The organism is Hymenobacter armeniacus, from assembly GCF_014699055.1.
GTDB lineage: Bacteria > Bacteroidota > Bacteroidia > Cytophagales > Hymenobacteraceae > Hymenobacter > Hymenobacter armeniacus.
This window is the reverse complement of the sequence record NZ_JACXAC010000005.1, coordinates 402,974-415,457: the sequence shown is the minus strand read 5'-3', so window position 1 is coordinate 415,457 and position 12,484 is coordinate 402,974. Positions and strand designations below refer to the sequence as shown.

General features: G+C 57.9%; 11 protein-coding genes. 1 reads left to right on the top strand and 10 read right to left on the bottom strand.

Annotation, left to right across the window (positions count from 1 at the left end; translation table 11 throughout):
* Window positions 1-71: 71 nt before the first annotated feature.
* Entirely contained in the window at window positions 72-1,907 is a 1,836-nt protein-coding gene (uvrC, locus tag IC234_RS16455; protein ID WP_190926691.1) for an excinuclease ABC subunit UvrC, read from the top strand.
* Window positions 1,908-1,978: 71 nt separating this feature from the next.
* Here the strand turns inward: uvrC and porN are convergent, their stop codons facing one another.
* From porN to lipB, 10 genes are all read right to left on the bottom strand, one after another.
* Entirely contained in the window at window positions 1,979-2,962 is a 984-nt protein-coding gene (gene porN, locus IC234_RS16450; RefSeq protein ID WP_190926689.1) for a type IX secretion system ring subunit PorN/GldN, read from the bottom strand.
* Between the two features lie 58 nt (window positions 2,963-3,020).
* Window positions 3,021-4,607, bottom strand: coding sequence for a type IX secretion system motor protein PorM/GldM (gene porM / locus IC234_RS16445; protein ID WP_190926686.1), 1,587 nt, complete (start codon window positions 4,605-4,607; stop codon window positions 3,021-3,023).
* Between the two features lie 44 nt (window positions 4,608-4,651).
* The gene (gene porL, locus IC234_RS16440; protein ID WP_190926684.1) at window positions 4,652-5,425 is read right to left on the bottom strand and encodes a type IX secretion system motor protein PorL/GldL; all 774 of its coding nucleotides are present in this window, start codon (window positions 5,423-5,425) and stop codon (window positions 4,652-4,654) included.
* 107 nt (window positions 5,426-5,532) lie between these two features.
* Window positions 5,533-6,549 carry a T9SS ring complex lipoprotein PorK/GldK gene (gene porK / locus IC234_RS16435; RefSeq protein WP_190926681.1) on the bottom strand — a complete coding sequence of 339 codons (1,017 nt, stop codon included), beginning with the start codon at window positions 6,547-6,549 and terminating at the stop codon, window positions 5,533-5,535.
* Window positions 6,550-6,797: 248 nt separating this feature from the next.
* The gene (locus tag IC234_RS16430) at window positions 6,798-7,793 is read right to left on the bottom strand and encodes a PorP/SprF family type IX secretion system membrane protein (RefSeq protein WP_190926679.1); all 996 of its coding nucleotides are present in this window, start codon (window positions 7,791-7,793) and stop codon (window positions 6,798-6,800) included.
* A gap of 165 nt (window positions 7,794-7,958) precedes the next feature.
* A complete protein-coding gene (locus IC234_RS16425) occupies window positions 7,959-8,789 on the bottom strand; it encodes a uroporphyrinogen-III synthase (protein WP_190926677.1) in 831 nt (276 codons plus the stop codon).
* A gap of 76 nt (window positions 8,790-8,865) precedes the next feature.
* Window positions 8,866-10,050, bottom strand: a complete 1,185-nt coding sequence (locus IC234_RS16420) for a DUF4271 domain-containing protein (RefSeq protein WP_190926675.1) — start codon at window positions 10,048-10,050, stop codon at window positions 8,866-8,868.
* 10 nt (window positions 10,051-10,060) lie between these two features.
* Window positions 10,061-11,143, bottom strand: coding sequence for an MraY family glycosyltransferase (locus IC234_RS16415; protein WP_223827728.1), 1,083 nt, complete (start codon window positions 11,141-11,143; stop codon window positions 10,061-10,063).
* Between the two features lie 47 nt (window positions 11,144-11,190).
* A complete protein-coding gene (locus IC234_RS16410) occupies window positions 11,191-11,607 on the bottom strand; it encodes a hypothetical protein (RefSeq protein ID WP_190926673.1) in 417 nt (138 codons plus the stop codon).
* 3 nt (window positions 11,608-11,610) lie between these two features.
* Window positions 11,611-12,435, bottom strand: coding sequence for a lipoyl(octanoyl) transferase LipB (gene lipB, locus IC234_RS16405; protein ID WP_190926671.1), 825 nt, complete (start codon window positions 12,433-12,435; stop codon window positions 11,611-11,613).
* Window positions 12,436-12,484 lie beyond the last annotated feature (49 nt).

The window sequence follows — 12,484 nt, the reverse complement described above, 5'->3', positions numbered from 1 at the left end:
TTCGTTATCCTTGATGCGAATTACACGACGCGGTTTCCGTCGATTTCGCCTTATCTGCCTAACTACCCGCCATGGCCGCCAATCCTGAACTGCAAGCCCAAATCAACGGCCTCCCGCACCGCCCCGGCGTGTACAAGTACTTCGACGACGAGGGCATCATCTACGTGGGCAAAGCCATCGACCTGCGCAAGCGCGTGAGCAGCTACTTCACCAAAAACGACCACAACAAGAAAACCCAGCAGCTGGTCCGCAACATCAAGCGCCTTGAATTCACCATCGTGGATTCGGAATCCGATGCCTTTCTGCTCGAAAACAACCTCATCAAGCAGCACCAGCCCAAGTACAACATCCTGCTGAAGGACGGCAAGACGTACCCCTACCTCTGCCTGACGAATGAGCGGTTCCCGCGCCTCATCCCCACCCGCAACAAGATTAACGACGGCTCGCGCTACTATGGCCCCTACGCCAACGGGACGGCCCTCAACGTGCTGCTCGAGCTCATTCGGGCCTTGTACCCGCTGCGCACCTGCAACTTCAACCTGAGCCCGCAAAACGTCGAAGCCGGCAAGTTCCGGCCCTGCTTGGAGCTGCAGCTCGGCAACTGCAACGCCCCCTGCGTGGCCCGCGAAGACGAGGAAATCTACAACGGCTACATTCAGCAAATCCGCAACATCCTCAACGGCGACCTGCGCATTCCCAAGCAGTATTTCCGGGAAAAAATGACCGCCGCCGCCCAGGAAATGCAGTACGAACTGGCGCACCAGTTCAAGGTCAAACTCGACAAGATTGAGGCCTTCCAGGTGAAATCAACCATCGTCAACGCCTCGCTCACCAACATCGATGTTTTCGCCATTGCCAGCAACGAAAAGTCGGGCTTCATCACCTACCTCAAGGTGATGAATGGCAGCATCATCCTTACGCAGTCGCTCGAAGTCACCAAAAAGCTGGACGAAGAGGACGCCGAAATTCTCGCGCCCCTCATCATGCAGATGCGCCAGGAGTTCGAAAGCGAATCGAAGGAAATCCTGACCAACGTAGCCGTCGAGTTGCCCCTGCCCGGCGTTACGCTCGCGGTGCCGCAAATCGGCGACAAACGCAAGCTGCTCGACTTAGCCATCAAAAACGTGCTTTATGCCCGCAAGGAGAAGGAAAGCATGAACGAGCGCAGCAAGGACGTAAACGAGGTGCGCATCATGGAAACCATTAAGAAGGACCTGCGCCTCACCGAATTGCCCAAGCATATCGAGTGCTTTGACAACTCCAACTTTCAGGGCGACAATCCCGTGGCGGCCATGGTCTGCTTCCGCAACGCCAAACCCAGCAAAAAGGATTACCGCCACTACCACATCAAAACCGTTGTCGGCCCCAACGACTTCGACTCCATGTACGAAGTCGTGACTCGCCGCTACCGTCGCCTCGTGGATGAAGGCGCCAGCCTCCCGCAGTTGGTCATCGTAGATGGAGGCAAGGGCCAGCTCAGTATGGCCGTGAAAGCCCTGAAAGACCTCAACCTCTGGGGTCAGATTCCCGTCATCGGCATTGCCAAGCGCTTGGAGGAAATCTACGTGCCCAACGACCCGCTGCCGCTGTACATCGACAAAAAGAGCGAATCCTTGCGCCTTTTTCAGCGCATGCGCGACGAAGTTCACCGTTTCGGCATCACCTTCCATCGCTCGCGCCGCGACGCTGCCACGCTCAAAACGGAGCTCACCGACGTGAAAGGTCTCGGCCCCGTCACCGCCGACAAGCTGCTCAACAAATTCAAGTCCGTCAAAAAAATCCGGGAGCTCTCTGAAGCCGAACTCATCGCCGAAGTCGGCAAGGCCAAAGCCAAAGTGCTTCAGAACTACTTCGCGGCAAACGAAGCTCCCTCCCACCCTATGCCCGCCCGCCAGCTCCCAAGCTGATGCGCCTAACGTAACACGAAAAAGGCCCTCGCATTGCTGAGAGGGCCTTTTTCGTTTCTACACTGCAAGCGTTAGAAGCTCCACAGGTTGTATTCGTATTCCACCAGGTCGGCAGCCGTCTGCTGAGCAGCCAGGATGCCTTGCTGAGCACCACCGTAGATGTCGTCGAGGCGGCTATCGCCGGCGTTCGACACTTTGGTGATGTAGGAGTTGAACAGCCACAACTCGAAAGCATCGGCCAGGTTCTTGTGCTGAGCGTCGTTCTCGGCGTTGAACCAGATGGCGTTTTGCGGATTAGCGCGGAACACCTTCACCAAGTCGCTGTATTTGAACGTGCCAATCGGCTTTTCAATGCCCGACACGTTCGTCGGCAGCGTGGAGGGAACCAGCAGCGTGATGGACTTGATGTCGTGATACATTCTCGACCGTTTCTTGTCGAAAATCATATCCTCTTTCACTTCCATCTCATACAAGTCTTTGGGACGGTACTCGTTGCCCAACGGCGCGGGGGGCGGCGGCGGAGCTACAGCTACGGTTTCGTAGATGATTTTACCTTTCTTGTCCTTCAGCGGCTTGCCGTTGGCACCCAGCTTGGGCTGGCGCTTGGTGGTGGCGGTAGCGCCACCGCTTTTCTTCGGCGCCGGGGTACCCCAGCCGTCATCACCACCACCGTTGAGGTCTTTCTCGCTGAAACCAGCGGCCTTTTCCTCGTCGCTCAGCTTCACGGCCTCGTCCACGTAGGAGGCATTGCCTTGCACTTCCTGCGAAGTGTAGGTAGAGGTCAGCGAATCGTTCTTATAAGCTGTCAATTCGCCACGCTTCACCGCATCAAGAATAATGCGGCTGATTTCCTTGCCCTCGGAGAACATGGGCTTGTTCTGCTTCTCGCGCAGGTCCACTTGCCGCCAAATGCTCTTGCGGAACATCTGGTCAGAAGGCGGAATGGGGCGGTGCGAGCCCGTGCTGCTCGCCGTCGTGGCTTGCTCCTGGGCCGAAGCCGTCAGCGACAGCGACAAGCCCGCCGCAATGGCGGCCAGGGTGTGAATGGATTTCATATCGGGCAAAAGCAAATTAATTGTAGGATAGTTCGCTAACGTGGACAAGCCACAAATATTACAGCAGGGGGATATTGAACTGCTTGGAAACGCTCACCGGCTCGGTGCTGCCTTGGAAGTTCATGCGCTGCACTTCCTTCACTTCTACATAGAGACGGTCGCCGTCACGGTAGGCGTTCACCACATCGCTGAGGTCCGCCTGAGGGCCGTTTACGGTTTTGGTAGCCAGCGCCGGGCGACGGCCGCGCACGAGGGTCACTTCGTAGCGGGTCACGCGGAAACGAGCATCATCGGGCAGGAAAGTAGCAAAGCCGGCATCCGGCACAGCCTTCAGCGTCATCGAGCGCACGGCAGTACCCGGGGTACCCTGCTTCTCGTTGGCCTCACGGCCGCCTACGAAGCACTGAATGGTGGGCTTAGGAATAGGACGAACCTGGAAAGTCTGCGAACCAATGGCGTTGCCACCGCTGCTTACGTTCAGGGTCACTTCCTTCGAATTCGGAATCAGCGTCACGTCGCCGGTCTTCGAACCGGGGATAGCCGCAGCGCCCGAAGCCGAGAAACTAGGCTTGTACTGGGCGCCCAGCGCGGGCACCGACACGTTCAGCTTGTTGCCGCACTTGAAGTACAGGGCCTGTACCGAAGCCGACTGAATCTGCATCACCGGCTTGGTGATGGTGTAGGGCACTTTCACCGTAAAGGTGGTATCGCGGCCATTCTGGTTGAAACGGATGGTGCCCGTCCACGAAGCTTTGGCGTTGCCCGAAGCATCGAATGCGCCGGGGCGAGCCGTGAACTCCACCTTGCCTTTGCCATCCGGGCCTACCGACAGCGGGCTGCCGTTCAGGGTCATGCGGGGGCTGATGGTCGAGGCCGAAGCCGTCAGGAACAGTTCAGCTTTGTACTTGGTGCCGGCGGCTACGGTGTTGGACTCAGCGCTGGCGAAAGCACCAATCTTGTCAAACACAATCGTCTTGGCACCTACTTTCTGGGCCAGGGCCGACAAAGCGTCAGCTTCGTATTTCAGCACTTCGGTCTCTTTCTGCGAGATGGTGGCCAGAGCGGCTACCACCGGGGTATTTTCGAAGTTGAGCTCCGCGAAGTTTTTGTTCTTCTGCGCCTTCTCCGTCACGCGGGGGTCGTCTTTGGCGTCGATGGCCAGCGGCGTAGCCGTGGGCACATACTGCTTGATGAACTCCGAGTATTCGTTCAGCTTCGGCTTCAGGCCCGTGTAGGCGATGCCGTTGTGCTTTTGACCGCCGAGCATGGTGATGGCCACTTTGTCTTCACCGCTCAGGTTGGTCATTTCCTGACCTTCCTTGTTTTCGGTAGCAGCAAGCAGCTTCTGCCGCACGTCGCGCAGGTAAGAAACCAATTCCTTGGTTTTGGCCCGAATTTCCTCGCTTTGCTTCAACACCGCGAGGTCACGGGGCTGGTTGTTGTTTTTCTGAACAGCGGCTTGGATACCTTTCACGGTACCGTCGGCGCCAACCGAGGTCTTATCGTTGACGCCCAAGAGGCTATCATCGATGAATTTGAACTTCAGCAGAATTGCTGAGTTCACTTGGAGCGCCAGAAGAGCGGTTAGCACGAGGTACATCATGCCAATCATCTTCTGCCGCGGTGTTTCTTTTCCGCCTGCCATTATCTGGTTCCGCTAAAATTTGTGGAGAGGATGATAAAAAGCGCTTAGGCTTGGGCGCCGGCCCGCATGGCGTTCAGCATGTTGCCGTACACACGATTCAGCGAAGTGAGGTTGCCCGTGAGGTCGGCCACCTGCTTCTGGAACTGCTCGGTGTCTTTGCCGGCTTGAGTCATGTTGTCCATGGCCTTGCTGAGCGTGCCATAGAATTGGTTCATGGACTTGAGGTGCGTGTTGGCATCCTGCAGTTCCATTTCGTACACAGCATTCAGCGCACCCAGGTTTTTGGTCACGTTCTGCACCTGCATGTGGTACTCCTTGGCATCCGAGGTGGCGTTCGACATGGCCGAAATGGCGTCCACGGTGTTGGAGTAAGCCACGTTGATTTTTTCGAGCGAATCAGCAGCCGAGCGTACTTTTTTGGTGTACTCGTCGGTCACGTTGGTGGCTTCGCCCAGCTGCGACAGCTGCGAGGTGGTGGTGCTCAGCCGGTTCAGGCCCTGACCGAGGCTCGAAATGGCTTCGGGAGTTACGTTGGCGTTCTTCAGCATGTCGTCGAGCTTCATCGTCAAGCCCTTGGCCGAGCTCTCCGTCGAGAGGCTGTTGCTACCGGTCGAGGGGTCATAGCCTTCGCTCAGCTCGGGGTACACCAGCGACCAGTCGTGCTCTTTGGCTTGCGGCTGGAATGCGCTGAGGAAAAAGATAACGGCCTCAGTGCCCAGACCTACGATGAGCATAGTATCAGCACCGGCCCAGTGCTCAATTTTAAACAATGCACCGACGATAACAACGGCTGCACCGATGCCATAAATCTTGGGCATCAGCGTATCATAGAGAAAACTTCCTTTAGCTGCCATGAGAATTTAACTGTTGAAAGGGGTTGAAGAAGGTGTTAGAAGGGGAGGGTGGTTATGATAAGACTTGCTGATTAGTTGAGGGAACTGTTGGTACCCATGCCAATTTGAATCATCGAGCAGCGGAAGCCGATATAGGAGCGTGCCGAATCTTGGTATTCAAAGTTGCGAGTGCCCGTTTCGAGGAAATAAGCAATGTCTTTCCAGGAACCTCCCCGCACCACCTTGCGCGGTTCGTTGTCGTCCGGGTTGGTGGGGTTCAAGTCCCATACCACCGGCACCGAGGCTTCCATGTAGGCGTCGTCGCACCATTCCGACACGTTGCCGGCCATGTCGTACAGGCCGAAGTCGTTGGGGAAGAAAGAGCCCACTTCAGAAGTGTAAGCAAAGCCATCCGAAGCGTAATCGCCGCGGCCGGGCTTAAAGTTGGCCAGCATGCAGCCTTTGGTGTTGCGCAGGTACGGGCCACCCCAGGGGTAAGTAGCCAGGTCGCGGCCGCCGCGGGCGGCGTACTCCCACTCGGCCTCGGAGGGCAGGCGGAAGTTGGGGTCGTTGGCATAGCCCGATTCCTCACGCGCGGCGTTGCGGAACTTGGTGCGCCAGTTGCAGAAGTATTTGGCGGCAAACCAGTCGACGCCCACCACCGGGTAGTCATCGAAAGCGGGGTGCGTGTAGTAGTACTCGAGCAGCGGGTCGCCCATGTGGTAGGTGAAGTCGCGCACCCACACCGTGGTATCGGGGTAGAGTTCCGTCATCACGTACTCCTCGCCCAGAACGTCGAGCGAATCCTGCTTGATGGCGTCCACGAATTGGCGGTACTCGTTGTTGGTAATCTCCGTTTCGTCCATGTAGAAGCCGGCGATGGTCACCTGCTTGTTCATGTTTACCATGGAGGCCGAAATGTCTTGGTCGGTTTGGCCCATGTGGAACGTGCCACCGGGGCAGGGTACCATGCCATAAGGCACTTCCTGGGGAATAAAGAAGGGGCGGTCTTCAGAACCAACCAGGTCACCCGTGGGTCCTTTTCCAAAACACCCACCTAATAACGTCCCGGAGATAGCGAAAAGGGATAATGCTAGAAGCTTGTTCATGTGTGTTAAAATTCTGTTTTTAGATACCGATACCGCTAAAGTACATTTAGATGGGCTGGCAAATCTACACTGAATTAGGAAACTGTGCAATACCTAAGTTTTGCTGCACACGACCAAATTCGGGGCAAACACGCTGAATAGCGCAAATAACTCGGTTAATCCGTTTTATATTTTGCGAGGCCGCCTAAAATTTATCCTAACCGAATAGGATAATGCTCATTCTGAGAGCCGAACGAGAAATAGGAAAATTAGAAGCTGTAACGGGGCGTGCGAATGGCCGGACGGGTATTCACCATGGCCTTAGGCAAGCGGTAGGAGAGCATAATTTCGTGCGAGCTGAACGCGCGGGCATCCTGGTTGAAGGCAATAAAATCGAAAGCGTAACCTAAGCGTACAGCGTTGTCTTTGGCAAAGCTGATGCCGAGCAGGCCGGAAACGGATTCTTCGGTGCGATAGTTGGCACCAATCCAATATTTGTCGTCGATAGTGGCCCGAACACCACCTTCAAAGGAGTAGTTCTTGGAGTTGCTAAATTTGCTGCTGCTGGAAAAATCGCCCGGCAGTACGGACTTCACCAATACCGTCGGCGTCACTACAACGGAAGACGAGGCGTCGATATTGTAGCCCGCCGTAAAGTAGGCGTGATTCTCGGCGATGTACTTGTTGGGCGTGCCAACGTTGCCGGCGCTTTTGAAGGTGTATTGCGAGCGGAGCAGGTTGTTCATGCTCAAGCCCGCGTAGAACTTCGGCGACTCGTACCACAGGCCTACGCCGGCGTCGAACTTGTTGTCGGAAGCACCGCTGGGCACGTTCACGTCATTTTCGTCGATGGCGATGTAGGTGCCTTTGCTCAGGTAAGTATAAATGCCCTGGATGCCGATGCCCAGCTTGCCTTCGCCCAGCTTAATGTGCTGTGAGTACGACAGTGCGGCGTTGGTCATTTTCGACTGGCCCACTTGGTCGTAGTACACCACGGCGCCCACGCCCCCACCGGTGGCGAGAACGGGCATGGAAGCCGAGAAGAGACCCGTGCGGGGCGAGCCGTTGGCGTCGCCGTAAGTGCCGTAGTTGAAGTACTGATAACGTCCAATCAGGTTGAATTCCCCGTAACCCTTGATGCCGGCGTAGGCCGGGTTCAGGGCCATGCCGTTGAAAGCATAGTGGGTGAACTGAGGCTGCTGCTGAGCATACGCCGAGCCAGCTGCGGCCGCGAAAAAGAGGGTCGCGAGTAACGTTCCTTTCATAGGACAGGTGGTAACGGGGGTGTGAAAGAAGAGGGAGGTGGAAGTTGGGTGGTTACGAGCGAAAGACTCGCTTCCAAATGTAAGGGAAAAAGCGCGGCCAAAAAACTTGGACAAAAAAAACCGGGGCAAAGGTGGGTTGCTCCGGTTTTCAACCATTTACCTGAATCAGGCGTTGGGTTTAGCGTTTTTGGAATTGGGCTTGCCCACATCGGGCTGCGCATGGCGCCGGATGTAGGCCTCGATGGCCCCGGTCATGGATGGGGCATTGGGGTGGGGCGCCTCGATGTCGAGAATGAGGCCGGCGTCGAGGACGGCTTTGGCCGTGGTGGGGCCAAACGCAGCAATGCGGGTGCCGTCCTGCACAAAATCAGGGAAATTGATGAAAAGCGAACTGATGCCGGACGGGCTGAAAAAGGCGATGCAGTCGTACTTCACCTCGGCCAGGTCAGATAAGTCGCTGGCCACGGTCCGGTAAATGACGGCTTCCGAGAACTTCAGGTTGTTGGCCCGCATGAACACGGGCAGGTCGTCCTTGCGGATGTCCGAGCAGGGGTATAAGAACTTCTCCCCCTTGTGCTTTTTAATTACATCGAACAAGTCGGCGGCCGTGCGCTCGCCCACGAAGAGCTTGCGCTTGCGCAGCACAATGTATTTCTGCAAGTAGTTGGCGGTCTGCTCCGAAATGCAGAAATACTTCATTTCGGCGGGCATCTCCAGCTTGGCTTCCTGGCAAATGCGGAAAAAGTGGTCCACGGCGTTACGGCTCGTGAAAATCACGGCTGTAAAATCCAGGATGTTGATTTTTTCGCGTCGGAAGTCCTTGTAAGACACCGGCTGCACTTCGATGAACTCCCGGAAATCGACCTTGATGCCGTATTTCTCGGCAATGGCGAAGTAGGGAGAAACGTCGTTGGCGGGCTTGGGCTGGGTAACCAGGATGCTACTGATGCGCTTGGCATGCCGGCCTGTGCCCGGCTTATCTGCACTCTCGGCCATACAGGAAGAAAAAGGGTAATGCTAGGACAATAAGAGGAGGAGTATGCACGAAGGCAAATTGCGAAGCTAAGGCCAATCAGTACGTAAAGACAATAAGTTTGAGTAAAACCAATAAAGGCAGTACTTCAGTTGCGCAAAGGTAGGCAAACAAATGGAGATTTAGCAGGGAGGCATATTGGTGTAAGGTGTGGGCCACGCGCAGCACCGTGCCCACCAGCACCACGGCAATGGCGGCGCTAGCGGCCCAGGCCACGGCCTGCGGGTAGCCGCTGTTGAGGCTGAGGTAGAGCAGCAGCACCACCGGCAGAAATAAGCCTGCCAGCAGCGTGGTGCGCAAAAATTCCCGGTATTGCACGTTGACCAGCCCCTGCAGCCCGAAGGTGTAAGCCAGCAGGGCCACGTACACGTATTTGCCGAACACGAATACGGTGATGACGCCCGCGTAGAGCAGCACTCGGGCCACGATGGCGGTTTCGGGCACGTCGAAGAAGCGGCGTAGCAGCGGCAGGTTCTGCAGGTCGGTGTGCAGGGCGGTGAGGAGCAGCGCGAACGAAAACGCGAACAGCACCACCAGCAACAGGTTCAGGAGGGAGAAGGCGGGCTTGGCGAGGAAGGCCTGCTGGTCGGCACCGCTGCTGAATAGCTCGTCAATCTGAAAGATGCGAGCCAGACCGGGCTGGTAGGTGGCGCGCACGGCCCCGTAGGACAGCCCCAGCACCAGCAAAAAGCCCAGATACACGTTTTGGCCCTGCGGCGCGGGCACGCGGGGCTGGGCCAGCCCCGCGCGCGCCTCGGCCTGGCCGGGGGCAGTGCTGCTGGCGCTCACGCCCGAGAACGACGCCAGCGCTGGCGAGCCGTCGGGCTGCCACACGGCCAGCAGGTGCGTGCCCGGCGCCAACTGCGCCGGCAGCAGCCGCGCCAAATCGAGGGAGTAAGTTGTTGCCGATTTGGCGTTGAAAATGAGCTGGTTGTCAAGAAACAAACTCAGCCCCGGCTGGGCGGCAAACGACAGCGGGAAGGGCTGGTTGCGGCTGATGCGCACCCACTGGTAGTAGGCGTGGGCGGGCTGGTGGTAGCCCGGCAGATAGAAAATGAGCCGGTTGCGCGCGGCGTCGTGAATCAGCCAGTCGGCCGACAAAGAAGTTGGCGTGGATGGGGGCAGCTGCCGGTACTCGCTGGCGCGCGCCGGGCGTGCCGTGCCGGCCAGGGCCAGGCACAAGCCCCACGCCAGCAGCCAGCAGATGCGTCGCGCGCGCCACATAGTCAGGACGTTAGTTGCCGCTTTCGGCGGCCAGCAGTTGCCGGCGGGAGATGCGGCTTTGGTACACGCCAAAGAAGACGCTCAGCAGCGCCGAGAAGCCAGCCAGGGCGGCAATGAGGATGGTGTTGCCCAAATGGGCGAAGCGGATGACGAACAATATTACCAGCACGTTGAGCAGGCCCAGCAGCAGCACGGTGCTGATTTGCTGGAAGCCCATGGCCAGGATGCGGTGGTGAATATGGTTTTTATCGGGCGAAAAGGGCGAACGACCCGCCAGCATGCGCAACGAAAATACCCGCAGGGTGTCGAACAGCGGAACAAACAGAATGCCCACGGCCACCGAAGGAGCCGCCGCCCCGAAAGGTTGCCCCACGTGCAAGCCCATCTCGATGAACTGAATGGACAGCACCGACACGATGAAGCCGCACACCAGCGAGCCCGTGTCGCCCATAAAAATGGGGGCCCGGTGAAAGTTATAGCGTAGGAAACCCAGCAGGCCGCCGATGAGGCAAAGTGCCACGAAGGCGTAGTTGCTGTAGTACGGGCCGCCGTATTGGTAGAAGTAGTAGCCAAAGGTGCCACAGATAATGAGCACAATAGTGCCGGCCAGCCCGTCGAGGCCGTCGATGAGGTTGATGGCGTTGGTGATGCCCACGATAACGCCCAGGGTGAAGGCGTAGCTGACGCCCACCGGCAGCGTGCCAATGCCGAAAATGCCCTGGAAGCTGGTGATGCGGACATCGGCCATTATCATCACAATGCCCGTGGCCAGGAGCTGGCCCACAAACTTCTTGGCCACCGACATGCCCACCAAATCATCTTTCAGCCCCACAAAAAACAGGATGATGCAGCCGGCCAGCAGCTCTTTCACCCCGTTTTGCAGGGGCGCGAAGATGGTGAGGGCCGACATGAACCCGGCGAACACGGCCACCCCGCCCAGGCGCGGCGTGAGCGACTGGTGCACGGTGCGCCCGTTGGGCGTGTCGAGCATGTTTTTGAGGTGGGCGATGTAGATGATGGACGGCACGGCGAACAGCGACACCAGCAACGCCCACATCCACGACAAACCCAGCGGAATATCGAAATGACTCATATACAATAGTTACAATTAATGACTTACGCTACCCGAAGGCAGATTTATTAGCTGTGCAGCACCCCAGTTTGGTCGAGCAGGGCGATGTGGGTGAAGTTGTCGGGCACGATGGAATCGGGCACGAAGATGAATTTTTTGTCGAAAATCTGGGTGCCGTGGTAATAGCTCACCCAGTATTGGTTGTTGAGGTGAAACAAAGCCGGGTCGATGGGCTCGACGGGCACGGCCGTGCGGGCCCCCACTTCCTCAAATACGTAGCGCAAGGTGGAGGTGCGCACTTTTTCGCCGTCGGGCTGCTGGCCGTAGCCGTTGGCGTTCACGATGACGTTTTCCAGCGGGAAATCGTTGTGGTTGAGCAAGTACACCTGCCACAGGGTCTGGCCGTCGGGGGGCAGCGCGTCGCTGTCGGGGATGATGGCGACCGAAACGCCTTCTACGGGGTCGAAGGAAATATCTTGTTTCACGGCTTAGGTAGTGGGCAGGGCGAATTGGGAGAATGTGGCGGCCTCGGTGGCTCCCAGCAGGGCCAGCAGGTGCGGCAGGAGGCGCTCCTGCACCTCGGGCACCGACACGGCCGCGCCGGGGCCCAACTCCCGGGCCAGCGAGGTCACGGCTTTGTCGGTGATGCCGCAGGGCACGATGTGGCCGAAATACGACAGGTCGGGCGTTACGTTGAGCGCGAAGCCGTGCAGGGTGACCCAGCGGCTGCACTTCACGCCCAGGGCGCAGATTTTACGGGGATTGGGGGCGCCTTCTTCCCAGTCGAGCCACACGCCGGTGAGGCCGGCAATGCGGCCGGCATTCAGGCCGTACTCGGCCAGGGTGCGAATGACGGCCTCCTCCAGCATGCGCAGATACCAGTGGATGTCGGTGCGGAAGTTGTCGAGGTCGAGAATGGGGTAGCCCACCAGCTGGCCCGGACCGTGGTAGGTGATGTCGCCGCCCCGGTTGATGCGATGGAAGCTGGCCTGATGGGCCATGAGGGCGTCATCGTCGAGCAACAGGTGCTCGGGCTTGCCGCTTTTGCCCAGCGTGTAGGTGTGCGGGTGCTCGCAGAGCAGCAGGTAGTTAGGCGTGGCCTGGTGCGGGGCGCCGGTGGTTTCGGCCTCACGGTTTTGGGTTTTGATGGCCAGTGTGCCGGCCATCAGCGCTTCCTGCAACTCCCAGGTGGGCACGTAGTCTACGAGGCCCAGGCGGCGCACCTCCACCGTCCGGTTGGTGGTGGGCTGCGCGTCGTCGGGGCCGAGGGCGTCGTGCGGCGGCGCGGGAACCTGTTCTACTGAAGAAGCCATGGGCAAGGGAAAACGTAACGGGACGCAAAGGTACTAAGCGCCGTAGGCA

What these genes read in the sequence shown, in the direction of transcription:
- uvrC (WP_190926691.1), top strand. Translation starts at nt 72, where the DNA reads ATGGCCGCCAATCCTGAACTGCAAGCCCAAATCAACGGCCTCCCGCAC.
- porN (WP_190926689.1), bottom strand. Translation starts at nt 2,962, where the DNA reads ATGAAATCCATTCACACCCTGGCCGCCATTGCGGCGGGCTTGTCGCTG.
- porM (WP_190926686.1), bottom strand. Translation starts at nt 4,607, where the DNA reads ATGGCAGGCGGAAAAGAAACACCGCGGCAGAAGATGATTGGCATGATG.
- porL (WP_190926684.1), bottom strand. Translation starts at nt 5,425, where the DNA reads ATGCCCAAGATTTATGGCATCGGTGCAGCCGTTGTTATCGTCGGTGCA.
- porK (WP_190926681.1), bottom strand. Translation starts at nt 6,549, where the DNA reads ATGAACAAGCTTCTAGCATTATCCCTTTTCGCTATCTCCGGGACGTTA.
- IC234_RS16430 (WP_190926679.1), bottom strand. Translation starts at nt 7,793, where the DNA reads ATGAAAGGAACGTTACTCGCGACCCTCTTTTTCGCGGCCGCAGCTGGC.
- IC234_RS16425 (WP_190926677.1), bottom strand. Translation starts at nt 8,789, where the DNA reads ATGGCCGAGAGTGCAGATAAGCCGGGCACAGGCCGGCATGCCAAGCGC.
- IC234_RS16420 (WP_190926675.1), bottom strand. Translation starts at nt 10,050, where the DNA reads ATGTGGCGCGCGCGACGCATCTGCTGGCTGCTGGCGTGGGGCTTGTGC.
- IC234_RS16415 (WP_223827728.1), bottom strand. Translation starts at nt 11,143, where the DNA reads ATGAGTCATTTCGATATTCCGCTGGGTTTGTCGTGGATGTGGGCGTTG.
- lipB (WP_190926671.1), bottom strand. Translation starts at nt 12,435, where the DNA reads ATGGCTTCTTCAGTAGAACAGGTTCCCGCGCCGCCGCACGACGCCCTC.